Source organism: Ensifer sp. GW101-20A05, from assembly GCF_059424735.1.
In genome coordinates this window covers 37,667-61,307 of the sequence record NZ_JBWKZT010000013.1, presented here as the reverse complement: position 1 = coordinate 61,307, position 23,641 = coordinate 37,667, and the positions used below count along the sequence as shown (strand labels likewise).

Sequence of the window (23,641 nt, the reverse complement as noted above, 5' to 3'; positions counted from 1 at the left end):
ACCCCCTACTGCCACACCATGGCAAAAACGGCGATCGCCGCGATCACACCGGCGATCATCGCCAGCGCGTAGTGAGTGACGACGCCGGTCTGCAGACGCCGCAGCGCACCGCCGCCACTAAGGATGGCACGCGCGAAGCCATTCACTGCGGCATCGACGCCGTTGAGATCGACCCGCAGCCCGGCGCGCGCCGTCCCGTGCAGAAGCGGCAGCGCTAAGGTGTCGGACACGTTGCTCACCGCCTTTTCGTAGCGCGCCAGGGGTTTCTCGGCGAGCCACAGGAAGGCGCGCGCGCCCTTTCGGTAGAACCAGTCAGTGTCGATGCTGATTGTGTTTTCCGGATCGAGCGCTTTCAGGAACAGGACGAAGCCCAGCGCGGTAAACATCAGCAAGCCCAGGCTCTCGGTCACATGGACGCCCGTATAGGGCTCAAAAGCGACCGGATAGGGAAGCAGCGCGTAAAGCGGTTCCGGGAACACGCCGATCACGATGCAAAACACCGCCGCTATCCCCATGGCAACCAGCATGTTGCGGGGCGGCTCCCGCGCCTCCAGCTTTCGGTTCGTGCCGAAAAACATGTAGTAGGGCAGCTTGAGGCCGGTGTGCAGGAACGTCCCTGACGATGCCATCGTGAGCGCCAGAACCACGAGCGCCCGGTGGTCCTGCCCGGCGGCGGCTATCACCATCGACTTGGTGACGAAGCCCGAGAAGAACGGAAAGGCCGAGATCGCGAAGGCGCCGACCATGTAGAGGGCAACCGTCAGCGGCATGGTTTTGTAGAGGCCGCCCAACTCGGTGAGCTTACGCCGCCCGGTGACCTCAATCACCGCCCCCGCGCCCATGAAGAGAAGCGCCTTGTAGAGGATATGGGCGAAGGCGTGGCTGGTGGCTCCGTTCACGGCCATCTCGGTGCCGATGCCGATACCCGCCACCATGTAACCCACCTGGCTGACGATGTGATAGGCAAGCAGCCGCCGACAGTCGTTCTCAAGCACCGCGTAGATGACGCCGTAGAGCGCCATCACAGCGCCGAGCCAGACGAGAAGCTCGGTTCCAGGAAATGCGCGCGCCAGCACGTAGACGGCCGTCTTGGTGGTGAAGGCGCTCATGAACACCGCCCCCGTGACGGTCGCCTCGGGGTAGGCATCGGTCAGCCAGGCGTTGAGCGGCGGCACCGCGGCATTGAGCAGGAACCCGGCCAGGATCAGATAGCCGCCGACGTCCATTGTTCCCCCGAGAGCGCCGCCCGCGATCGGGCCAAAGAGCAGCGAGCCGGCCGCGAGCCTGTGAAGCACGATACCGCCGAGCAGAGCGACGCCACCCGTGACATGCACCATCAGATAGCGGAACGCCGCACGGATTGCCCGTTCGCCCCCTTGCGCGAAGACCAGATAGGCCGACGCAAACGCCATGCCCTCCCAGAAGAGGTAAAGGGTGAGGTAGTCGCCGGCGAATACAACGCCGAGCGCGCTGCCGACATAGACGAAGGCGGCCACATGCTGGCCGGCTTGCGACAGATGCAGCGCGTAGACCATGCCGATCAGCGCCATGATGGTGAAAACGGTGGCGAAAACGATGCTGAGCTTGTCGACCTTTGCAAACAGGATTTCCTGTCCGATGAAGCGCCCCGCGCCATAGCTGCCCGGCTCCATCGCGAGGACCGCGGCGATCGCCAGAGCCGGGATTAGCACCAGGTAGGTCTTGCGGATCGATCCCTTCAGGAACGGGATCGGCACGGCACCGAGAATGAACAGAAGGGCGGGATGGACGAACTCAATCATAATAGTCCTCGCGCCGCATGAGCCCGCCCTGATGGCCGAGGAACTTGGAAACGAAGATGAGCAGCAGGCAGGAGCCGAAGCCATAGACGGCAGACCAGCCAGGCAAACGGTCCCAGAGATATTCGGCGTGTTCGCGCGGAACCAGAAAATCGGCGACGACGATGAGAGCGAGCACCATATAGAACAACCGGCGGCGCGACCGCGCATGGCCCTCGTCACCAAAGAAATCGACGACACGCTTGATCATCTGACCACTCCTTCCGCCAAGGCGAGGAAATAACCGGGGAAGATACCCATCAACACCGACAAGGCAGCGGTGGCGACCAGCGGGATCGTCACCAGCGGAATCTCACGGACAGGTTCCGCCGCTCCCGGCGCCTCCGCTTTGAAAAAGGCGATATAGCTGACGGGCAGGAAGTAGGCGGCGTTGAGGACCGAGCTCGCCAAGAGGACGGCCAGGAACGCCATCTCGCCTGCTTCGACCGAGCCGAGCGTCAGATACCACTTGCTGATGAAACCGGCGGTTGGCGGCACGCCGATCATGCTGAGTGAAGCGACGAAGAATGCCCCCATCGTCCAGGGCAGCCGGCGCCCGATGCCGGCCATGTCGCTGATGTTTCGTTTTCCCGAGGCGCAGTAGATCGACCCGGCGCAGAAGAACAGCGTGATCTTGGAGAAGGCGTGCACTGCGATATGAAGGATGCCGCCAATCATCGCCACGGGAGACAAAAGCACCGCGCCCAGCACCACGTAGGAGAGCTGGCTGACCGTCGAATAGGCGAGCCGCGCCTTGAGGTCGTCCCGGGTCAGGGCATAGATCGACGCCATCAGGATGGTGAAGGAGACGAGGTAGGCCGTCGCAATGCCGAGACCCAGCCTGCCCACCAGTTCCACGCCGAAGACATGGAACACCACCCGCAACACGCAGAATACGCCCATCTTGACCACCGCCACGGCATGCAAGAGCGCGCTGACCGGCGTCGGTGCAACCATTGCAGCAGGCAGCCAGGCATGCATCGGCATCACTGCGGCCTTGGCGAAGCCGAACAGGTAGCAGAAATAGATAACCGTCAGCAGCGGCGCCGAGGCATCGACCCTCGCCAGCAACCCTCCGGGTACAAAGTCGAGGGACCCGGCAATTTGATAGGTCAGCGCCAGCGCGGCGAGAAGCACGCTTTTCGACGCGCCCATCAGGTAGACGAGGTACTTGCGGCTGCCCGCCCAGGCCTCTTCGTCCTCATGGTGGTAGACGAGCGGATAGGTCACGAGGCTCAGCACCTCGTAGAAGATCACCAGCGTGAACAGATTGGCAGCAAAAGCACCACCGACGGCGGCGGCGAGACTAGTGGCAAAGCAGGCGAAGAAGCGGGTCTGCGCGTGCTCGTTCAGGTGCCGCATGTAGCCGATCGAATAGACCGCTGCGACGATCCACAACAGCGACGAGACGGTGGCAAACACCATGCCGAGCGCGTCGACCCGAAAAACGAAGTCGATCCCCGGCAGGATCTCGAACAGGCGCAGTTCGACGGTGCCGCCCGCCAGCACGATGGGCGCCATCGAGATGACGATCGCGAACATGGCGACCGCAGCCAGAGGCGAGACGGCATCCCGGATTTTCTCGTGCTTGTTCAGGAGGAGAACTGCAAGTGCCGCCAGGCCGGCGATGGCGACGGCAAGTAGCGGCCGGACTGATAGCACCGGTTCCAAGCCGCTATCCTTTCATCGCCGTCACGTCGTCGATCTTGAGGGTGGACTTGTTCCTCACGAGGGCGACCAGAATGCCGAGGGCGACGGCAACCTCCGCCGCGGTGATGGCGATGACGAAGATCGCGAAGATCTGCCCGCGAAAATCATCGTAGTAACGTCCGAACGCGATGAAATTGATGTTGACCGAGTTGAGCAGCAGTTCGAGCGACATCAGCACGACCAGGATATTGCGCCTGAGCAGCACACCCGCGGCTCCGATCACGAACAGGACCACTGCGAGTGAAATGTACCACCAGAGCGGAACCATCACCCGGACTCCTTTCGTGCCAGCACAATGGCGCCGACAAGTGCCGCGAGAAGGATGATCGAAGCGACTTCAAACGGCAGGAGATAGTCGGCGAAAAGTGTCGTGCTGAGCTGCCTGACTTGATCACCGGCGCGCCGTGCTATCGGCTCAACCGCCGAGAAGCGGCCGCTCCAGAGCACCAGTGCCAGCATCTCGACCCCAAGCAGGACGAGCAGGGTCAATGCAGGCAGATTTCGCCCCGGCAGAAACCGCTGCAGCACCGCCTCGCGCACATCGATCATCATGATCACGAACAGGAAGAGGACCATGATGGCGCCGACATAGACGAAGATCTGCACGACCGCGAGCAGCGGCGCCTCGAGCAGGACGAAGATTGCCGAAATCTGCAGGAAACATGCCATCAGCGCCAATGCGCTGTGAACAGGGTTGCGCGCCAGGACGACTGTCAGGGCGGTGATCACGGCCCCCGCAGCAAACAGAAGGAAGAACCCCTGGCCCATTGACGCAGCCTCTCCCGCGCGAACCGTTCCGCGGCGCGTGACGGCCGGAATTCAGATAGCGCCGCACTTCGGTTGCGTTCATAAATTGTGCCTGAGGGAAGGATTTTTCACAAGAATATTGTCGGCAACATAATCGAATGAGGCCGCGCGGAGCCAAACCGGCTTCGTATGGGCGACTTGCCAGTGCGCGACCCTCAGGGTGGCTCCCTTCTTGGCAGTCTGCGCACATTCCGGAACAGATGATTTCATGAGCCCGCAAACAAACTTGCGGCCCCGTCGCCGGCTTTAAAGCGAGCAATGTCAGTAGATTCATTGAAGAACTGGGATGCTGCGGCGGGACACCACTCACCGCGTGACGGCTGGCTTGCGTCGCAATCCCATCCCCTTCTGCAGTCCTCGTGAGAATTCTCGCACCAGTGTAGAGGAAGACTGAATGCTACTCGCTCTGGCGGAAATTGCGGATACGATCGAAAAGAACTGCGAGGATAGTCGCGCTGCCGATGAACGTACCCTGCCAGAAGGCGTTGATGCCGAGAAGCCCGAGGCTATTGCGGATCACCTCGATCAGTGCTGCGCCGACGAGCGCGCCGAAGGCAGTGCCGACGCCGCCAGCGAGATTCGCGCCCCCGATCACGGCCGCGGCGATGACCTGCAGTTCCATGCCGGCGCCGATATTGGTCGTCACCGCACCGAGCCAGCCGGTTTGGATGATGCCGGCGACGCCGGCCGAGAGCGCCGAGATCATGTAGACGCAGACCTTGATCGGCCGCACGGGGAGGCCCGTGGCCGTGGCCGCCTTCTCGTTGCCGCCGATGGCGTAAATGTAGCGGCCAATCCGGGTCCAGCGCAGCACGAAACCGGTGAGCAGTGCCAACATGATCATGTAGATCACCGGGTTGGCGATACCGAAGACGGATCCGCCGCCGAGCGACAGCAGCTTGTCGTGGTCCGGGCCGAACTCGAAAACCACCGTATTGTTGGACGCGACCATGGCCAGGCTTCGGGCAATCGAGAGCATGCCGAGGGTCACGACAAAGGGCGGAAAGCCGAGATAGGCAATGAGGATGCCATTGAACGCACCGATCACCAACGCAGTCGCGATCGAGACGGCAATACCTGTCTCGATGCTGTATCCCGCGTGCATCGTGACGGCGAGCACCATGCTGCACAGGCACAGCACCGAGCCCACCGAGAGGTCGATCCCGCCGGTGATGATGACGAGCGTCATGCCGAGGGCGATGATTGCGACGAAGGTGACGTTGCGGGTGATGTTGTAAAGATTCTTTGCGGTCGCGAAGCTGTCGGTGGCAAAGGACAGAAAGATGCAGGCAAGGATGACAGCGATCAGAACCCAGAAGGTCTGGTTGCCGAGGATCGTTCCTCCGAGCGTGCGCTGCCTGCGCTCGATCGTCTGGTCCAGCGTCGTTGCCATCGTTCCTCCCATTCCTCCGGTGCAGAAGATCGAGCTCGCTTGTCCCTCATCCAACCTCGATGGCGCCAGTAATCAGCCCCGTCACCTCCTCCGGCGAGGTCTCCGAGATCGGCTTGTCCGCCACCTTGCGGCCCCGGCGCATGACGACGACGCGATCGGCGACATCGAAGACATCGGGCATACGATGGCTGATGAGCACAACCAGGATGCCGCGATCGCGCAACTGCCGGATCAGATGCAGCACTTCGGCCACCTGGCGCACGGAAATTGCCGCCGTCGGCTCGTCCATCAAGACGATCTTCGCCTGCGAGATCATCGTACGCGCAATCGCCACCGCTTGCCGTTGGCCACCCGACATCTGCCGCACGAGGTCGCGTGGCCTGGTCTCCGAGCGGAGTTCTTTGAAGATCTCCCCGGCACGGCGGTACATAGCCTTGTAGTCTAGCACGCGCAGGGGGCCGATACCGCGCCTCAGTTCGCGGCCGAGGAAGACATTCGCGGCCGCGGAGAGGTTGTCACAAAGGGCCAGATCCTGGTGAACAATCTCGATGCCGAACTGCCTTGCCTCGATGGGGCGATGCAGCACGATATCGCTGCCGTTAAGGCGAATGGTTCCGTGGCTCGGACGGAAATTGCCTGCGATCATTTTGACAAGCGTCGATTTGCCGGCGCCGTTGTCGCCCATCAGGCCGACAACCTGACCGGCCTCTAACGACAGCGAAATGTCATTCACTGCCTGTATGGCCCCGAAATGCTTGGAAATATTGCTGAGCTCTAGCAGCACGACCAGCCTTCCAGACTCGCCAACACGCGCCAATCCGCCAGGACGCCTCGCCGCATGTCCGCCCCCTCGCGAGCCAGCGACTGCTTATTTACGCAAATCGTCATGAACGCGTCAATGATCTCTCACCCGATAAACCTGTTTTGTATGACAAATAGACATTGAGGCGAAGCGATCATATATTAGCTAATTCTTGGGAGATAAGCATGCTTATCCTTGTCACCGGGGCAACTGGCAAGGTCGGGCGGCACCTCATAGCAACGCTGCTTGATCGGCCACGTTTTTCGCAAGCGCGCGTTCGCGCGCTCTGCCATAACCGTGTGCTCGATCCAGCCGAGCGGCTTGATATCATCCGCGGCTCTATCGCCGATCGTGCGGTCGCGGAAGACGCGATTGCCGGTGTCAGCCACGTCGTGCATCTGGCGACTTGCAAGGAAACACCGGCCGACGTCATGGACGTGACAGTCAAGGGCCTCTTCTGGCTGCTCGAAGCGTTCAGAACGAGCCCCACGGCACGGCAGTTCATCCTGATCGGCGGCGACGCCGCGGTCGGGCATTTCTTCTATTCTCATGACGGACCGATAACGGAGTCGACACCGCACCGCGCCTATCCCGGCTGCTACGCGCTCTCGAAAGTGCTCGAGGAAGTGGTCGTCGAGCAGTACGCGATCCAATACGGGTTGAACGTCTGTTGCCTCCGGGCGCCGTGGATCATGGAGAAGGACGACTTCAAATATTCGCTTTCCTTCGGTGACGACGTGTTCGGTGGACCCGACTGGAAAACGCTTTTTGCGCCCGACGAAGCCAGGCGCTACGCAGAGGCCGGAACGGTTCCGTTGCTGCGCGATGCCGACGGAAGGCCGCTCAAGCGCAACTTCGTTCACGTCAGCGACCTCGTCTCGGCAATACTCAACACGATCGACAATCCGCGCGCAGAACGCCAGCGCTTCAACGTCGCCATGGATCGCCCGGTCGACTACGGCGAGGTCGCAAGCTACCTCAGGCGCACGCGCGGTCTGCCGTCCGTCGACGTTCCAAGCCACTTCCACTCGAACTGGTTGGACAACAGCAAGGCGAAGTACCTGCTGGGCTGGCAGCCGGAATACGATCTTAAAAAGCTTATCGACCAGGCCTGGCAATACGAGCGTTCGTCAAGCGACCCTCGCATCGTCTGGTATCCGGGTTGATTTGTGCCGCGGACAGATAGTGTCCGCTTGTTCAACGGGAGGATAGAATGAGGAAAGCATTGGTGCTTGCAGTTGCAGCGCTCGCGCTGGCCGCCGGCTCCGCCGGCGCCCAGACGAAGAAGCAGCTCGTCATTGTCGTCAAAGGCCTCGACAATCCGTTCTTCGAGGCAATCAACCAGGGATGCCAGAAGTGGAACAAGGAAAACACAAGCTCGGAATATGAGTGCTTCTATACCGGCCCGGCGTCGACCTCCGACGAAGCCGGCGAGGCGCAGATCGTCCAGGACATGCTCGGCAAGCCCAGCACGGCTGCGATCGCCATTTCGCCATCCAACGCCAAGCTGATTGCCCAGACACTGAAAACCGCCAATCCGACGGTTCCGGTCATGACGCTCGACGCCGATCTCGCCAAGGAAGACGCGGGTCTGCGCAAGACCTATCTCGGCACCGACAACTACACGATGGGGGCGCGGATCGCCGATTACATCAAGAAGGCCAAGCCGAACGGTGGCAAGATCTGCACGATCGAGGGCAACCCTGGTGCCGACAACATCCTGCGGCGGGCCCAGGGCATGCGTGACGTGCTCACCGGGAAAGACGGGCTTGCCGAACTGAAGGGTGAAGGCGGGTGGACGGAGGTCGCAGGTTGCCCGGTCTTTACCAATGACGACGGCGCCAAGGGCGTACAGGCGATGACGGATATCCTCGCTGCCAATCCCGACCTCGACGCCTTCGGCATCATGGGCGGTTGGCCGCTTTTCGGCGCGCCGCAACCCTATCGCGACCTGTTCAAGCCGATGGCGGACAAGATCGCGAAAAATGAATTCGTCATCGGCGCGGCGGACACGATCGGCGACGAGGTGGCGATTGCCAAGGAAGGTCTCGTAACTGCGCTCGTCGGCCAGCGCCCGTTCGAAATGGGCTACAAGGCGCCGTCGGTCATGCTGGACCTGATCGCCGGCAAGCCGGTGGAGGATCCGGTATTCACGGGTCTCGACGAATGCACCAAGGACACGGCGGATACCTGCATTCAGAAGTAAAACCGCCGCCGGGGCGCCCTTTACCGAGCGTCCCGGCCTTCGCCCTATCCGCGACAACCGGGGTCAGCGCGCACTCTTGCCGGCTGGCCGCGGCAACCTGCAACGACCCCGCTTGGAAGATCTCCCTTACGAACTATCATCGATAGGGATCATCCCCCAATCTTGCAGGACATGGAGAACACAATGACCAAGCGGATCATCTTCACCGGAGGGAGCGGCAAGGCCGGCCGCCATGTCGTGCAATACCTCGTCGAACAGGGCCACCAGGTGCTCAACCTCGACACGAAGCCCCTCGACAACCCGAAAGTGCGCACGCTGATCACCGACATCACGGACAGCGGCCAAGTGTTCAATGCACTGTCAAGCTACACGGGCCTGCACGAATTCGACCCTTCGCTCGCGCCGCAGCCGATCGATGCCGTTGTCCACTTTGCCGCGATCCCGCGCATCCTGATCGCCCCCGACAACGAGCTCTTTCGCGTCAATGCGATCGGCACCTACAATGTCATCGAGGCGGCGGTGAAGCTTGGCATCCGCAAGATCGTCATCGCATCGAGTGAGACGACCTACGGCCTCGTCTTCGCCAACGAGCCGCGAAACCCACGCTATTTCCCGCTCGACGAGGACTATGACGTCGACCCGATGGATAGCTACGCACTCTCCAAAGTCGTCAATGAAAAGACCGCGCGCGCCTTTGCACTCAGAAGCGGCGCCGACATCTATGCCCTGCGCATTGGCAATGTGATCGAGCCCAACGAATACCATCTCTTCCCCGGCTGGTTTGCCGATCCGGGCTTTCGCAAGCGCATTGCCTGGAGCTATGTCGATGCGCGCGACCTCGGCCAGATCACACTGAGGGCCGTGGAGACGGACGGTCTTGGGTTCCAGGTCTTCAACGCAGCAAGCGACGATACGTCCTCCGACATTCCAACCCGCGAACTGATCGACCGGTTCTACCAAGGCGTTCCTGTCAAGGGGCAGATCGGCGAATACGAGACGCTCTTATCAAACCGCAAAGCCCGCGCGATGCTCGACTTTGAGCCGCAACACAGCTGGCGGAAATATGTTGACGTCGGGTGACGCTCTGCGCGGCTGAGCGTTACAGACGCGAGAAAAGACGAAAATGGCTGAACGACAATCAGAAAAAGTCTCCGCCGGTTCGACCACGGCAGAGGCGAAGCGTGCGAGCCGACGCCTCGATGCGCCGCGTATGTCGGGACCCAGCGTCCACATGTCGCTTGCCGATGACATCGGGCTCAGTATCGTGCGTGGCGACTATCCGCCCGGAACGATCCTGCCGAACGAGACGCAATGGACGGAAATCTTCAACGTCAGTCGCACTGCGGTGAGAGAGGCGATCAAGATATTGATGGCCAAGGGCTTGCTCGCCTCGCGCCCGAAAGTCGGCAGCTGGGTGGAGCCGAGGGAGCGTTGGAACCTGCTCGATCGCGACGTTCTGAGCTGGTATGCGGTCTCACCGGACCATCTCCAGTTCCTCAAGACCGTGCAGGAATTTCGCCACATCCTGGAGCCGGAGGCGACGGCGCTCGCCGCCACCCGCCGGAACGAAAAGCAGATGACCGACATCAGCGCCGCATTGGAAGACATGCAACAGGCGACAACGCTGCAGACCCGCATCCAGGCCGACACACGCTTCCACCTTGCAATCCTGCGCGCGTCGGGAAACGATCTCCTGGTGCCGCTGGGCGCGCTGATCGAATCTGCACTCAACCACCTTTTCCTGCTGGTGACCCGGGAGGACAGCAGCTCCGTCCACGCGCTGAAGCTCCACGAGAACATCGAGAAAAGCATCCGCCTCGGACGCCCGAACGCGGCTCGCAATGCCGTGCGGCGACTTCTAGCCAATACCGATGAGCTCATAGCGCAATCGGGGCGCAATGTATGATCGTCAGGTCGGATGGCATGAGGCCCCCGAGCGCACCTCCGCTTGTGTGAGAGTTCACTGCCCCGCCGCGCGATATCGTGCGCGAAAAGTCGCAGCGTTCGCCTTCAATCATTAGGCACCGTCTACGACGGGCACGGCAGTGGCCGCAGGCGGCCTTCGCCAACACGACACGAAAGAGCTCGACCGCGCGCCGTCCGAGCCGCGAATCGCGTGAATGCGCGGTTGCGGGAGGGGGCAGCCTTGAATAAGCTGCAGTGGCAATTTGCAGGCCACTCAGCTGACGAGGATAATCATGGCAATCGGTACCGTTAAGTTTTTCAATCAGGACAAGGGCTTTGGCTTCATCACACCGGACAACGGTGGAGCGGACGTCTTTGTCCATGTGTCAGCGGTGGAAGGCGGAAGCCCACTTCGAGAGGGTCAAAAGGTCAGCTACGAACTTGGCCAGGACCGCAAGACAGGAAAATCGAAAGCCGAAAACGTCAGGCCAGCTTGAACGTCTCGACCTACCGGACTTCTTTTGGTCGGGCGATCTCGGTAATGGCAAGCTGAGCCATCAAAGCGGAAAGCAGATCACCGCTTTAGGTTGGTTTAAAGCCAAGCACGAAATCGACGACCTTCGACGAGGACATTTCGCAGGGCTTGAGCGTGGTGCTCGCACCAGAAAGCACATAAAAGTTGAAGCTGACGACATCCGCTCCGCCCAGTTCCTCGCCATATAACCAGATCCGCCTGCCATCGGCCGAGCGCCTGACGGTCACGCCCCATGGGCGACCTGCGAAGCTTCCCTGTCCATAGCCGTCGGGAAGCTGCGCAAGCGCCTTCTCAAACTTGACCAGCACCTCAGACGATAGCTCTGGCACCGACGGCGTCATGGCGCGAGGCACTCGTCAAAATTGCAGCGACCGTCGGCGTCCATTCGCGAGGCCGACCGCTTCTTTTGACAACAGAGGCCTATCATCGCGTTTCCGGACTGGCCTCCGTCGCGCTCTGGCGGGATGACTTCGATGTCGATGTCGATGTCGATGTCGATGTCGAAGTCGGAAAGGACATTCGGGGCAAACTGATCCATCTCGAGGTTCCCATATCGGGAACGGCAATCTTAGCAGGATCATCATCTGTCCGAGATCGATATGGCCCGGAGATCCGGATCAGCGCTTCACGTCGTGTTCCTGAAAGAGCCGGATCGTCAGGTGCTGAAGCAGAATGATCGTTTTGGCGTCGCGAATCTCACCACGGTCGATCATCTGGATCGCGTCGGACAACGAAATTTCCAGTACGTCTATGTCTTCTCCCTCGTCAGGAGCGCCGCCGCCAGTTCCCACCCTGTGTTTCTCGGTATATTCGCCGTAGAAAAATGCCAGGTATTCCGTGACCGATCCGGGGCTCATGTAGATGTCGAAAAGATGCGTCAGCTCGGAGACATCATAACCAGTTTCTTCAATCAGTTCTGCACGCATCCGCGTTGCCGGCTCGGCACCATCAAGCAGTCCCGCCGGGGTTTCGATCAGTGACTCCAGACCGCCATTCAAGAAAACCGGCAAACGAAACTGACGGGTCAGCAGAACACGGCCACTTCCGGGATTGTACAACAGACATGTCGCCCCGTTGCCACGATCGTAAGTCTCTCGGGTCTGCCGCTGCCAACCTCCATCCCTGAGCCGAAGTTCAAATTCGTACTTGGTCAGCCGTCCCCAATCATCCGCCAATACACGCTCCGCGATCGGCCGGAAAACACTCTCGTCCATCAAGTCACCACTCTCTTGTTTGCCGCTTCAATGGCCATGCAATTGGCCTCATACAGTCTGCCTAAGGCTACAAATGCCTCTGCTCGCTGATCTTGAACCAGGCTTTGGCAATCTTGCCGTTTTCAACTTCGTAGATACAAACGACATCGACCTCGCCCTTCCCTTCCGGAAAAGTTCGCGCAACCGTTTCGTGGTCGATGACGACATTGCCGACCACGATACGTGTCAGCACCGTTCCGTGTAGATCAGGCTCTTTGAACCGCTCGATATGTCGCTCTCGAATTTCGACAGCACCCCCTGCCAAAAGCGTGGAGGGAAATGCGTAGTACTGGCAATCATCAGCCCACCAGGGCATGAATGCCTCAATGTCTCGGGCGTTGTAGGCTTCGAGCTGTCTTTGGACGGGGAGCTCAATTTCTGCCCTATCGATTGTACCCAATGAAACACCTCTTCTTTCCCTTTTCAAAGGCCGTGTAGCCGGCCTTCGACATGCGTGCGCGTTTCGCCACCTACCCAAATTCGGCCAACATCATCGCGGCCCACATGAATTCGGCCATGGCGCCCAAGACGGGTCCCCTGGGCGGCGACATAGTCCTCCTCAACCACACTTCCAGCGAACAACCACTGTGCGATCGAGGCATTGAGGCTTCCGGTGACGGGGTCTTCGACGATTGCACCCAGATGGTCGCTGAAGAACGCACGAACCTCGAAGGCTGCATCGCCACCCTTTGCACGCGGACCAACCACACCAACGTCGATCCGACCGGCCCAGTTTCGGAGCGGATTGAGCGAAAGCACTTTCTCCGCCGATGCCAATCTGATCCCCAACCATCCAGGCCCATTGTCGATCCAGGCGGCATCAAGGATATCGCAAGGTTCAATGCCCAACAGTTGACGGGCCCCATCCAATTCACCCTGTGTTGGCGCGCCGGAACGGATCAGCGGCGGGGCGGCAAACGAAATCCGCCCATGCGCACGCCGGATCGTGACCAGACCGGCGCGGCATTCCTGAATGATTTCCGTCGCCTTCTTCGGCACCCGACCCGTCGAGAGCCAGACATGACAGCTTCCAAGCGTCGGGTGCCCGGCAAAAGGCATCTCCCTGTCCAGCGTGAATATCCTGACCCGGTAGTCAGCATCTGGATGCGTGGGCGATAAGAGGAAGGCGGTCTCCGACAAATTGAACCACCGCGTCAACTGCTGCATTTCATCCGTCGACATGGCATCTGCGCCGATGACGACCGCCAGCGGGTTACCAGAAAACGGCCCGGCGCCAAACACATCGACCATATGGACGGCAAGGGTCATGACATCGCGCTTTCAATTTGGGTCACTTCATTGGGGCATCGACGGACCGGATATCAGCTCTGCGAAACAAGCAGTTTAAGTCCCGCAACCGCGAAGACCGCCGAGAGCACACCTTCAATCCAGCGCCGCAATCTGGCGTATAGGGCAATCATGGAGGCCGTCGAAAAGACGATGGCGTAACCACCGAACACCAGGACGCCGAGGATGGCGCAACCGCCAATGATCACCGGTAGCGTGCCTGCGGGAGCATCCTGACGGAACCCCAACGACATGATCGCTATCCAGGCCAGAATCGCCTTCGGGTTTCCGATATGCATGAGAATGCCCTGCCGATAGAGCGATCGATAACAAGGCGTGGCAGGCCTTGCGTCCTTCTTCGTGATGTCGGAGATCGGCTTCAGAGCCGACTTGCCCGCACGAAAAGCCAGATAGAGCAAATAGACACCGCCAACGATCTTGATGACGAAAAGCGCCTCTGCATAGGCGGCCAACGCGGCGGAAATGCCCGTCGCCGCCAGTACTGCCCAGAAGAGTGAGCCCGTGATAACGCCCGCCGCCAAGACGAGCGCGGGCAGGCGACCGTCGCGCATCGCCGTTCCCATGATCGCCATGTTGCTCGGCCCAGGACTGGCGGTGGCGACGAGATAGGTGCCGTAGACGAGTGCTATCTGACTGCCGATCATTCGAAATTCTCCAGAAACAGGAGGCTTCTCCAGCACTAATGCTGGAGGTCTCCGCGGTGGACGATGTGGACCTTGTTTCCATCGGGGTCGCGCAGATACGCACCGAAGTAACCGTCGCCGTAGTGTGGGCGCGGGCCTGGGGCGCCTTCGTCCGTCCCGCCGTGCGTGAGACCCTCCGTGTAGGCCGTCCTCACGGCCTCCTGCGAGGGGGACAGAAAGGCGGCCATGCAGCCATTGCCGGCCGTCGCCAGCTCGCCATCGAAGGGGATGTAGACATAGAAGCGCGGCAGTGGCGCTTGAATAGCCACCCAGCAAAGCGCCGGAGGCCCGCCATCGGAGGCAACGACGCGGCGTTTCAGGCCGAGCGGAGCGAGCACGGCGTCATAGAAACGACCCGCCCGCTCAAGATCGCGCGCCCCGACGGTAACATGACTGAACATCTGGCTCTCCATGCGCCCGTCATCGCGGACAGGCGCCTCCTGCAAGTGTGTATTTCGTTCAGCGTCGTCATAGCGTATGTTACACTTGCTGTTTATCTGAATAGTGTCATGTGACACTTTTATCGAGGTGGCGAACATGCTCCTTCAATCGCCATGGGCACCACGTCTCGCCGACATAGAGGCGAATGCCGCCGAGCGGCTGGTCCTCGCTCTCGCCGACGACATCATCGAAGGGCGGCTGACGGGAGGCGACCGCCTGCCGGCGCATCGCGATGTCGCATGGAAACTGGGGATTGGCCTCGGCACGGTGACGAAAGCCTATGCCGCTCTGGAACGTCGAGGTCTGACGCGTAGCGTCAAGGGCCGGGGAACGTTCGTGGCGATCCGCCACGCACACAAGGATCGGCAGATCGATCTCTCATCCAACGCCCCGCCAGCAACGCTCAACGCACGCCTGCTGGCGCGGACATTGACCGGGATCGCGCGCAAGATCGATGCGGATCATCTCAATCTCTACGCCCCACCCGCCGGACATCTGGAGCACCGCCGCGTTCTGGCCCGCTGGCTCGAAACACTGGGTCTCATCGTCGATCCGTCGCATCTGGTGCTGACGAGCGGCGCCCGCCAGGCGCTCTCACTGGCCTTCGACCTCGCCTGCGGTCCGCAGGGACTGCTTCTGACCGAACGGATCACCTATCCCGGCGCGATCGCGCTGGCCCGGCGCAAGGGATATCGGATGCAGGGTGTCAGGATCGACGCAGAAGGGATGGTGCCAGAGGCACTGGCAGAGGCGCTCGACAGGGCCGCATCGGCCGGCAGAAAGGCAGTTTACCTCACTCCGACGCTTCACAATCCGACCACCGCCACGATGGGCGGGGAGCGAAGGCAGGCCATCGCGGAAATTTGCCGTCTGGCGGGCGCATGGATCATCGAGGACGGCGTCTATGCGCCGGCCGAGCCGGCTTTGCCTCCGCTGACGGCATTGGCGCCCGAGATCGCCTTTCATGTGAACGGGCTGTCCAAGTCGCTTGGCCCCGGATTGCAGATCGGCGTGCTCGCGCTGCCGGCTGGTTTTAACGAAGCAGCGGAAGACGCCTTGCAAGACATGCCTCTGGCCCCCTCGCCGCTCTCCTGTGCAGTGGTCGAGGAATGGCTGATCACCGGCGTCATCCCTTCGATCCAGCGCGATCTGCGCCATGAGGCGCGGCGTCGATCCAGTCTGGCTGTCTCGCTTCTCGGTACGGCCGAACTTGTCTCTGATCCCGATGCGTATAACGCCTGGCTGCCGATGCCGCGCGACGCTGCCAACCGCTTCGTATCCGCCGCTGCGGAGGCCGGCATCAAACTGACCCCACCGGATTCCATGATGGTGGACCGAGAGGATCGGGCGAGCGGAATTCGGCTTTGCCTTGGCGGCGCATCGTTCGAAGATCTGACCGAGGCACTGACACTTCTGGCGCAGTGGCTAATCGAGATGCCAAGGCAATCTGCGAAATAGGACCCGCGAACGCCCCACCTCACGCAACCGCCTGGGCGCCCGTTATTTCGACAAGCGGGCCACAAATGAACGCGGCTTCCTCCAACACGACGACTTTAGAACAGATAACTTCCGATTTGCCGTTGCGGGCCTCAAGCAAACAGATTGCTTTGGGCGGGCCTAAGTTGCGATTACGACTTCAGAGGTGCTTCAACATCCGAATAGGCCTGGACAGCGTCTGGCAGCCTCGCGCCACGGATTTCGATCACTGATACGGAGGCGTTCAGTTCGGCGATTTCGGCGGGCGAAAACTGGATTGCCGGCGCGCCGATGTTCTCGATCATATGCGCCATCTGCGTCGTTCCGGGGATCGGCACGATCCATGGCTTTTGAGACAGCAGCCAGGCCAGAGCGATTTGCCCCAGTCTGGTCTGTTTGCGTTCGGCCCAAACTTTCAGGAGCTCGACGAGTGCCAGGTTGTGGGGCAGGTTTTCAGGGGCAAAGCGGGTCTCGATGCCGCGGATATCCCCGGGGGCAAACCGCGTCTCCGCATCGATCGCACCGTTGAGGAAACCCACACCAAGAGGGCTCCACGGCACGAACCCTATGCCGAGTTCCTCGCAAACCGGGATCGCACCGGTCTCCGGGCCGCGCCAAAGCATCGAATATTCACTCTGAACCGCGGTCAGAGGCAGCGCGGCATGTGCTCGGCGCAGCGTGGTCAAGCACATCTCCGACAGGCCCCAATGCAGGACCTTGCCTTCGGACATCAGGTCTTTGACGGTCCCGGCGACGTCCTCGATTGGCACCTGTGGGTCAACCCGGTGCTGGTACAGAAGATCGATGCGATCGGTACGCAGCCGCTTCAGCATGCCCTCGACGACAAGCTTGATGTGCTCGGGGCGGCTGTTAAGGCCGGGCTTCCGTTCCCCGGTCTCTTGATCGATGTTCCAGCCGAACTTCGTGGCGATGACGACCTGGTCGCGGAAAGGCTCCACACCCTCGCCAAGGATCCTTTCTACCTCGTGCGGACCATAGGCTTCGGCGGCATCATAGAAAGTGAGGCCACGGTCGAAGGCTGTTCGGATGACATTGTGCATCTCCGCGCGCGTCGGAACGGTGCGCTGATAGGTCCGGCTCATATTCTGGACGCCGAGGCCGACGCTCGAAACTTCGAGCGAGCCGAGTTTCCGCCGTCCGATTTCCGACACAGTCGTGCTGGTTGGGACGCGCTCCCGTGTGGCGGTCTGCGCCTCAGCGACACCCGCGTTCGCCACCGCGGCCAGGGTGCCCGCTGCCAAAAGTAGGTCTCGACGGTTAAGCTCCATGTTCTCGTATCCTCTCTTGTTTTGATTTGAAGGGGTGGGCGAACTGGTCAGGAGATGGCTCGGTCCTCTCGAGCGCATCGGCGTCGGCCGACCGACGATGGGGAGCCTGGATGGCCGAGATGCCGTAGTACCCCGCAGCGACGTATAGTCCGGCGATGGAGGCGATGCGGAAGAAGAACCCAGCGGCGCCTTCGTTGAAATCCCAGAACTGCATGGTGGGGATCAGGAGAAGTCTCGATCCGATATCGAGTTCGAGGGAACTGTAGACGCCGCAGGCCGCGATTCCACAGGAGGCAAGCCTGAGGACTGCCGTACGGCCGAGGTGGTTTCGATGGAGTCCGAGCAGGCTTCGGACGACGTTCATGACGATCGACCAGTGAAGACCGAGGTGGATCGAGACGATGATCAAGGCCCAATAGGCGGCCAGGATATGGGCGTCTCTGGCGGAGGGGCCGCCGACGGCGAAAAACCCGAAAAGCGACTGCGAAATCAGGATGCTCGTGGTCAGCAAGGTCAGCATCGTGACCAGCAGCGTGAGGTTCAACCCGACGGTTACCTGCGGCCTCGCCTGACGCCGCGTTCGGGCTATGCCCCCGTACCAGCGACGATTGAAGACGTTGTGGAAGAGGAGCAGCGCGAACATGCTCGTGCCGATCAGTTCGTGCGAACGGTCGTCCATCCACCAATAGGCCATGGCGACCACAAACAGACCGACGGCGAGGAAGTCCAACCCGAGGCGCATCAGGAAAACGGGGGGCATCGCCAACCCTCCGTCATTCGATCACGGTGGCGTCGAATGCGCCAAGCGCGTCGAACGTGTAGAGGAAGTTCTCCCCAGAACGGGAGGAATGGCAGGACTGGCAGCGGGCGGTGTTCTCGTCCATGTTGACGGACTTGTCGGCCCAGAACCATTGGAACTGCCAGTCGTCCGTCCGCCGGCTCTCGGGATAGTCGTTGCCCCAGCCTTCCCCCTTCTGCATGACAAAGTAGCGGTGGACCTTTCCGTCTCGGTGGTCGACCAGCACGAAGTGCGTGCCATCAGGGATGGGTTGCCCGTTCTTGACCGCGTCGACCGCCTCGCGCGTGGTCATGATGTGCTCCGTCACCTCGCTCCGGCGGACGGTCGTGTAGTGCACAAGGTCGTCCAGATCTTTCGGGAACTGGACGCGGTTCGCTTCGGCGTAGACCTGGGTGTCAACGGCTGCGGCGGAAAATGCCAGCGCGCCCAGCCAGAGTTTAGTGCGTGTCATCGGTTTCTCTCACGAATTGGACAAGCGAACGGTACGTGAGAGCGGGCCGCGGCATTAGACGCCGAAACCGGGATGAGCTTATTAGGCCTGCTTCTTAATCACGGTCAGTTGATAAGCCGTGATTGAAAAAAACAGTCTTCAGCCCCGAAACCGAAGGGCGTCTACAAAGACGGCAAAGGCAGGCGAAGCATGTCTTCGGTTCGGATAATAGAGGTGATAGCCGGGGAACGGTTCGCACCAGTCCTCGAGGACGCGCTCAAGGCGACCAGTTGCAAGGTGCTCGGTCGCCTGGTCTTCGGGTAGGTAGGCAAGGCCCAGGCCGGAAAGTGCTGCGTCGATCCGCATTGCGAGATTGTTGAAGACAAGTTGGCCATCGACCCTGACCCGGATTTCACGACCGTCGCGTTCGAACTCCCAAGGATAGATGCCACCGCGGGTCGGCAGCCGCATGTTGATGCAGTTGTGACCGGTCAGGTCCTGGGGCGTCTCCGGCCGCCCATGGCGCCCGAAGTATGCCGGGGACCCGACGACCGCCATGCGCATGTCGCCGCTCACCTTAACCGCAATCATGTCCTTGGCGACCTGCTCGCCAAGCCGGATGCCCGCGTCGTAGCGCTCCGCGACGATGTCCGTCAGACCGTAATCGACGGTCACCTCGACGTTGATGTCGGGATACTCGATGGCAAGTTTCCGGATCGCGGGCGCGAGAACGGAAATCGCCGGGTGCTCGCCGGCCGTTATCCGGATCGTGCCCGAGGGCTTGTCCTTGAGTTCGCTGAGCGCGCCGAGTTCCGCCTCGATCTCTTCGAAGCGCGGGCCGACCGTCTTGAGCAGGCGCTCTCCCGCTTCTGTCGGCGCGACGCTCCGCGTCGTGCGCGTGAGCAGCCGGATGCCGAGGCGGGCCTCCAGTCCCCGCACGGTCTGGCTGAGCGCCGACTGCGAGACGCCGAGTTTTGCTGCCGCCTTGGTGAAGCTCCGTTCTCTCGCGACGGTCAGGAACGCGACGAGGTCGTTGTAATTTTCCTGGGGCATTCAGTAGTCCAGCTAATAGGTTCATGTCGATTATAGCGACTAATCGAAAACAGTCTCAATCGCTAGATTCCGGACAAGTACAGCGCGGTCGGGCGCCGCCATGAGCCATGAGGCATGAACTGCCCGGCGCCCCACAACGTTTGTCACCGATGTGTCGTCGCCACAAACACAAGGAAAAAGAGAAATGGAAACGCGCAAACTAGGAGCACTCGAAGTCTCTGCCATCGGGCTCGGATGCATGGGTATGAGCGCGGCCTACGGTCCTCCGGCCGACAAAGCGGAGATGATAAAGCTTATCCGCGGTGCCTATGAACGTGGGGTCACGTTTTTCGACACTGCCGAAGCTTATGGGCCCTTCGTGAACGAGGGGCTCGTCGGAGAAGCGCTCGCACCAATCCGGGACCAGGTCGTGATCGGGACGAAGTTCGGCTTCGACATTGATCTCAAGACAGGCAAGCGTGGCGGGGGAACGAACAGCCGCCCCGCGCACATCAAGGCGGTCGCCGACGCCAGCCTCAAGCGGCTCAAGACCGATCGTATCGACATCTTCTATCAACACCGCGTCGATCCGGACGTGCCGATCGAGGACGTTGCCGGAGCCATCAAGGACCTCGTCGCGGCAGGGAAGGTGAGACATTACGGACTTTCGGAAGCAGGTGTCGGTACAGTCCGTCGCGCCCATGCCGTCCATCCGCTTGCCGCCGTGCAGAGTGAATACTCGCTGTTCTGGCGTGGGCCTGAAGCCGAACTGCTTCCGGTACTCGAGGAACTGAACGTCGGCTTCGTCCCCTTCAGCCCGCTCGGAGCCGGGTTCCTGACGGGCAAGATCGATGAGAACACCACGTTCGATCCGACGGATTTTCGGAACATGGTGCCGCGCTTCTCCCCCGACGCCCGCAAAGCCAACATGGCGCTGGTCGATATCGTGAAAGCGGTAGCGGATCGCAAGGGAGCCACGCTCGCGCAGGTCGCCTTGGCTTGGCTTCTTGCCCAAAGGCCTTGGATCGTGCCGATCCCGGGCACCACGAAGTCGCACCGGCTCGAGGAAAATCTCGGCGCGGTTGACCTCGAACTGACCGCCGAAGACCGCTCCGAGATCGCCGCAGGCCTCTCCAAAATCGAGGTTCAGGGCGAGCGTCTTCCCGAAGCGGCGCTCAAGATGGTCGGCCACTGAGGACACCGGCCATATTCCCTCGGCAGATATCGCCTTGCGGTAATATCGGTTGGCGCGCGCGATCGGCCTGGCGCGCCAAGTGCTTGCAGCGACTAGGCCTTGATGCGGATGGCTTTCGGGTCATAGGCGGCCGTAACGTGAGGGGTGACAGCGAAACGAACGCCGGCGAGTTCGACCTCGAAGTTGCCGGACTTCACGAAGTCGGTATCCACGCCGGTTGCATGTTCGATCAGTGCCAGCGCGACCGAACGTCCAAGGGTATGTCCGTAGGCGGCCGAGCGCACCTCGCCAACGGGGTTCCCATCGCGAAGGATCAACTCGCCGCCCCAGAGCATTGGCCACGGATCGTTCACAGTAAACTGCACAATACGGCGAGAAGGAGCGCCCTTCGCCTTTGCGGCAAGATAGGCCTGCCGGCCGATGAAGCCGCCCGTCTTGTCGGCGGCGACTGCAAAGGAGAGACCCGCTTCGCAAGGATTGACGTCCGGCGTCAGCTCGCGGCTCCAGGCGCGATAGCCCTTTTCGAGCCTGAGGGCCTCAAGCGCATAGTAGCCGCAATCCGTCAGTCCGAAATCGCGGCCGACCTCGTGCAGCGCTTCGTAGACCCCGACGCCGAATTCCGTCGGCACGATCAGTTCCCAGCCGAGTTCGCCGACATAGGTCATGCGGTTTGCATAGGCCGTGGCGTAACCGACATCGATCTCCCGGATCGTTGCGAAGGGAAAGCCCTCATTCGAGAGATCCGCAGAGGTGACCCGAGAGAGGATGTCGCGCGACTTCGGCCCCATCAGCGCCAGGACCGCATAGGCGGAGGTAACGTCGGTCAGCGTCAAATGGGCGTCCGCGGGTACGTTCTTGCGGATCCAGTCCGCGTCGTGCACGGCTTGCGCCGATCCGGTAATCAGCAGGAAGCGGTCGGAGGCAAGGCGCATCACCGTCAGATCGCTTTCGTAGCCGCCACGTTTGTTCAAGATGCCCGTATAAACGGAACGGCCGATCTCGACGTCGATCTCCGCAGCGCAGATGCGATTGAGCTCTGCTGCGGCATCCCGACCCTGGACGAGCAGCTTGGCAAACGAGGTCTGGTCGAAGATACCGGCAGCCTCGCGCGTCGCCTGCATCTCGCGCTTGACCGCGTCGTGCCAATTCTGCCGGCCGAAGGCGTATTCCGTCACGGGATTCTCGCCTTCTGCGGCAAACCAGTTGGCGCGTTCCCATCCCATCTTCGAACCGAAGCACGCCCCCTTGGCGGCGAGGCGATCGTAGAGCGGCGAGCGGCGGAAGGGACGGGCCGTGTCCAGTTCCCGGTTCGGCCAGGGCATCGCGTAGTGGAGGCCCAGTGTCTCCTTGACACGGTCGTGCAGCCAGCGAGGATTGTTGTTGAAGCCGGCGAAGCGGCGGATATCAACCGGCCACAGATCCATGGTCGGCGCGCGGTTGACGATCCATTCGGCAAGTGCCCGCCCTGCTCCGCCGGCACTGGCGATCCCCATGGAATTGAAGCCCGCGCCGACAAAGAAGTTCTTCAGCTCCGGCGCCTCGCCGAGAATGAAATTGTTGTCTGCGGTAAAACTCTCCGGCCCGTTGTAGAATTTCTTCACCTCTGAGGTCGCAAGCTGTGGCACCCGCTGCAGGGCGTTGTGCATCAGGATCTCGAACTGGTCCCAGTCATCAGGCAAAAGAGCAAACTCGAAATCATCAGGAATGCCGGCCATGCCCCAGGGCTTCGCCTCCGGCTCGAAGCCGCCCATGACGAGACCACCGACTTCCTCCTTGAAATAGATGTAGCCGTCTGGATCGCGCATGACCGGCAGATCGGGATGCACGCCCTCGATCCGGCCGGTGACGATATACATGTGTTCAGCCGAGTGCAGCGGCACCGTGACGCCGCACATCTGGCCGACCTTGCGCGCCCATTGCCCGGCGCAGTTGACGACGATCTCGGCGGCAATGGCCCCGCGATCGGTTTCCACCCCGGTCACGACACCGTTCTTCGTCGAAATACCGGTGACCCGGACGCGCTCGATGACACGCGCACCGCGATTGCGCGCGCCTTTCGCGAGCGATTGCGTGAGGTCGGTCGGATTGGCCTTGCCATCGCCAGGCAGCCAGACGGCGCCGACGAGATCGTCGATGGCCATCACCGGCCAGAGATCCTGTGCCTCCTTCGGCGAGATCACCTCGATCTCGACCCCCTGCGCACGGGCGGAGGCCGCCGTGCGCTTCAGCACGGTCATGCGGTCCTCTGTTCGGGCGACGGAAAGGGAACCGCAATTCTTCCAGCCCGTGGCAAGACCGGTCTCCGATTCCAGCTCGCTATAGAGCTTGGTCGAGTATTTGATGAGGCTCGTCATGTTGGCGTGGCTGCGCAACTGGCCGACGAGACCGGCCGCGTGCCATGTGGTGCCACCACTCAGCTGCCCCTGCTCCAGAAGAACGACATCGTTCCAGCCGAGGTTGGTCAAATGATAGGCGACCGAACAACCGATGATACCGCCACCGACGATGACGACCTGGGCCTGCGTTGGAAATTCCTGCGCCATGAAACGACCTCCCGAAA

The 23,641-nt window shown here is 61.1% G+C and carries 26 protein-coding genes; 7 read left to right on the top strand and 19 right to left on the bottom strand.

Translation table 11 applies throughout. The annotated features are described in order from the left end of the window. Nucleotides 1-5: 5 nt before the first annotated feature. From AC070A_RS26125 to AC070A_RS26095, 7 genes are all read right to left on the bottom strand, one after another. Entirely contained in the window at nucleotides 6-1,781 is a 1,776-nt protein-coding gene (locus tag AC070A_RS26125) for a Na(+)/H(+) antiporter subunit D (RefSeq protein ID WP_492384028.1), read from the bottom strand. Beyond that, a complete protein-coding gene (locus AC070A_RS26120; RefSeq protein ID WP_113736430.1) occupies nucleotides 1,774-2,028 on the bottom strand; it encodes a hypothetical protein in 255 nt (84 codons plus the stop codon). Before AC070A_RS26120 ends, AC070A_RS26125 begins: the two co-directional genes overlap by 8 nt. Beyond that, complete coding sequence (locus AC070A_RS26115) at nucleotides 2,025-3,488, bottom strand: monovalent cation/H+ antiporter subunit D family protein (RefSeq protein WP_492384029.1); 1,464 nt, start codon at nucleotides 3,486-3,488, stop codon at nucleotides 2,025-2,027. The genes AC070A_RS26120 and AC070A_RS26115 overlap by 4 nt, the downstream gene beginning before the upstream one ends. A 4-nt stretch (nucleotides 3,489-3,492) precedes the next feature. After that, on the bottom strand, nucleotides 3,493-3,795 hold the full coding sequence (gene nuoK, locus AC070A_RS26110) for an NADH-quinone oxidoreductase subunit NuoK (protein WP_057248739.1): 303 nt from the start codon (nucleotides 3,793-3,795) through the stop codon (nucleotides 3,493-3,495). Next, nucleotides 3,795-4,295 (bottom strand): NADH-quinone oxidoreductase subunit J family protein, encoded by a 501-nt coding sequence (locus AC070A_RS26105; protein WP_492384030.1) that lies wholly within the window; start codon nucleotides 4,293-4,295, stop codon nucleotides 3,795-3,797. Before AC070A_RS26105 ends, nuoK begins: the two co-directional genes overlap by 1 nt. Before the next feature lie 436 nt (nucleotides 4,296-4,731). Then, nucleotides 4,732-5,727 (bottom strand): ABC transporter permease, encoded by a 996-nt coding sequence (locus AC070A_RS26100; RefSeq protein ID WP_057248741.1) that lies wholly within the window; start codon nucleotides 5,725-5,727, stop codon nucleotides 4,732-4,734. A 46-nt stretch (nucleotides 5,728-5,773) separates the two neighbouring features. After that, a complete protein-coding gene (locus AC070A_RS26095; RefSeq protein ID WP_112947708.1) occupies nucleotides 5,774-6,544 on the bottom strand; it encodes an ATP-binding cassette domain-containing protein in 771 nt (256 codons plus the stop codon). 170 nt (nucleotides 6,545-6,714) lie between these two features. Between AC070A_RS26095 and AC070A_RS26090 the strand changes: the two genes are divergently transcribed. The 5 genes from AC070A_RS26090 to AC070A_RS26070 all read left to right on the top strand — a co-directional run bounded on the left by AC070A_RS26090 (nucleotide 6,715) and on the right by AC070A_RS26070 (nucleotide 11,137). Beyond that, the gene (locus AC070A_RS26090; RefSeq protein ID WP_057248743.1) at nucleotides 6,715-7,695 is read left to right on the top strand and encodes an NAD-dependent epimerase/dehydratase family protein; all 981 of its coding nucleotides are present in this window, start codon (nucleotides 6,715-6,717) and stop codon (nucleotides 7,693-7,695) included. Nucleotides 7,696-7,742: 47 nt separating this feature from the next. After that, nucleotides 7,743-8,735, top strand: a complete 993-nt coding sequence (locus AC070A_RS26085) for a sugar-binding protein (RefSeq protein ID WP_057248744.1) — start codon at nucleotides 7,743-7,745, stop codon at nucleotides 8,733-8,735. Nucleotides 8,736-8,918: 183 nt separating this feature from the next. Then, nucleotides 8,919-9,815: an NAD-dependent epimerase/dehydratase family protein gene (locus AC070A_RS26080; protein ID WP_057248745.1), complete on the top strand. Its 897-nt coding sequence runs from the start codon at nucleotides 8,919-8,921 to the stop codon at nucleotides 9,813-9,815. Between the two features lie 43 nt (nucleotides 9,816-9,858). Next, on the top strand, nucleotides 9,859-10,641 hold the full coding sequence (locus AC070A_RS26075; RefSeq protein ID WP_492384031.1) for a FadR/GntR family transcriptional regulator: 783 nt from the start codon (nucleotides 9,859-9,861) through the stop codon (nucleotides 10,639-10,641). Nucleotides 10,642-10,933: 292 nt separating this feature from the next. Continuing rightward, a complete protein-coding gene (locus AC070A_RS26070; protein ID WP_057248747.1) occupies nucleotides 10,934-11,137 on the top strand; it encodes a cold-shock protein in 204 nt (67 codons plus the stop codon). Between the two features lie 85 nt (nucleotides 11,138-11,222). Here AC070A_RS26070 and AC070A_RS26065 read toward each other — a convergent pair whose 3' ends face one another. The 7 genes from AC070A_RS26065 to AC070A_RS26035 all read right to left on the bottom strand — a co-directional run bounded on the left by AC070A_RS26065 (nucleotide 11,223) and on the right by AC070A_RS26035 (nucleotide 14,820). Then, nucleotides 11,223-11,528, bottom strand: coding sequence for a hypothetical protein (locus tag AC070A_RS26065; RefSeq protein ID WP_375293094.1), 306 nt, complete (start codon nucleotides 11,526-11,528; stop codon nucleotides 11,223-11,225). Beyond that, complete coding sequence (locus AC070A_RS26060; protein ID WP_492384032.1) at nucleotides 11,513-11,713, bottom strand: hypothetical protein; 201 nt, start codon at nucleotides 11,711-11,713, stop codon at nucleotides 11,513-11,515. The genes AC070A_RS26065 and AC070A_RS26060 overlap by 16 nt, the downstream gene beginning before the upstream one ends. 79 nt (nucleotides 11,714-11,792) lie before the next feature. After that, nucleotides 11,793-12,389, bottom strand: coding sequence for an NUDIX domain-containing protein (locus AC070A_RS26055; protein ID WP_112995840.1), 597 nt, complete (start codon nucleotides 12,387-12,389; stop codon nucleotides 11,793-11,795). Nucleotides 12,390-12,456: 67 nt separating this feature from the next. Beyond that, nucleotides 12,457-12,828, bottom strand: coding sequence for a nuclear transport factor 2 family protein (locus AC070A_RS26050; RefSeq protein ID WP_192495587.1), 372 nt, complete (start codon nucleotides 12,826-12,828; stop codon nucleotides 12,457-12,459). Between the two features lie 23 nt (nucleotides 12,829-12,851). Further along, nucleotides 12,852-13,697, bottom strand: coding sequence for a PhzF family phenazine biosynthesis protein (locus tag AC070A_RS26045; protein WP_057248752.1), 846 nt, complete (start codon nucleotides 13,695-13,697; stop codon nucleotides 12,852-12,854). A 53-nt stretch (nucleotides 13,698-13,750) separates the two neighbouring features. Further along, nucleotides 13,751-14,380, bottom strand: a complete 630-nt coding sequence (locus AC070A_RS26040) for a LysE family translocator (protein ID WP_112995841.1) — start codon at nucleotides 14,378-14,380, stop codon at nucleotides 13,751-13,753. 35 nt (nucleotides 14,381-14,415) lie between these two features. After that, nucleotides 14,416-14,820 (bottom strand): VOC family protein, encoded by a 405-nt coding sequence (locus AC070A_RS26035; RefSeq protein ID WP_057248754.1) that lies wholly within the window; start codon nucleotides 14,818-14,820, stop codon nucleotides 14,416-14,418. A gap of 136 nt (nucleotides 14,821-14,956) precedes the next feature. Between AC070A_RS26035 and AC070A_RS26030 the strand changes: the two genes are divergently transcribed. Then, nucleotides 14,957-16,318, top strand: coding sequence for an aminotransferase-like domain-containing protein (locus AC070A_RS26030; RefSeq protein ID WP_113479806.1), 1,362 nt, complete (start codon nucleotides 14,957-14,959; stop codon nucleotides 16,316-16,318). Between the two features lie 170 nt (nucleotides 16,319-16,488). Here the strand turns inward: AC070A_RS26030 and AC070A_RS26025 are convergent, their stop codons facing one another. The 4 genes from AC070A_RS26025 to AC070A_RS26010 form a co-directional block, all read right to left on the bottom strand. Continuing rightward, on the bottom strand, nucleotides 16,489-17,625 hold the full coding sequence (locus AC070A_RS26025; RefSeq protein WP_492384033.1) for an aldo/keto reductase: 1,137 nt from the start codon (nucleotides 17,623-17,625) through the stop codon (nucleotides 16,489-16,491). After that, complete coding sequence (locus AC070A_RS26020) at nucleotides 17,615-18,385, bottom strand: DUF4405 domain-containing protein (RefSeq protein ID WP_492384034.1); 771 nt, start codon at nucleotides 18,383-18,385, stop codon at nucleotides 17,615-17,617. Before AC070A_RS26020 ends, AC070A_RS26025 begins: the two co-directional genes overlap by 11 nt. A gap of 13 nt (nucleotides 18,386-18,398) precedes the next feature. After that, nucleotides 18,399-18,875, bottom strand: coding sequence for a cytochrome P460 family protein (locus AC070A_RS26015; protein WP_492384035.1), 477 nt, complete (start codon nucleotides 18,873-18,875; stop codon nucleotides 18,399-18,401). A 138-nt stretch (nucleotides 18,876-19,013) separates the two neighbouring features. Beyond that, nucleotides 19,014-19,907 carry a LysR family transcriptional regulator gene (locus tag AC070A_RS26010; protein WP_492384036.1) on the bottom strand — a complete coding sequence of 298 codons (894 nt, stop codon included), beginning with the start codon at nucleotides 19,905-19,907 and terminating at the stop codon, nucleotides 19,014-19,016. Nucleotides 19,908-20,091: 184 nt separating this feature from the next. Between AC070A_RS26010 and AC070A_RS26005 the strand changes: the two genes are divergently transcribed. After that, on the top strand, nucleotides 20,092-21,081 hold the full coding sequence (locus AC070A_RS26005) for an aldo/keto reductase (protein WP_218373659.1): 990 nt from the start codon (nucleotides 20,092-20,094) through the stop codon (nucleotides 21,079-21,081). Between the two features lie 92 nt (nucleotides 21,082-21,173). On the opposite strand, the gene AC070A_RS26000 is transcribed toward AC070A_RS26005, so the two are convergent. Next, entirely contained in the window at nucleotides 21,174-23,624 is a 2,451-nt protein-coding gene (locus AC070A_RS26000) for a GcvT family protein (RefSeq protein WP_492384037.1), read from the bottom strand. Nucleotides 23,625-23,641: the final 17 nt, after the last annotated feature.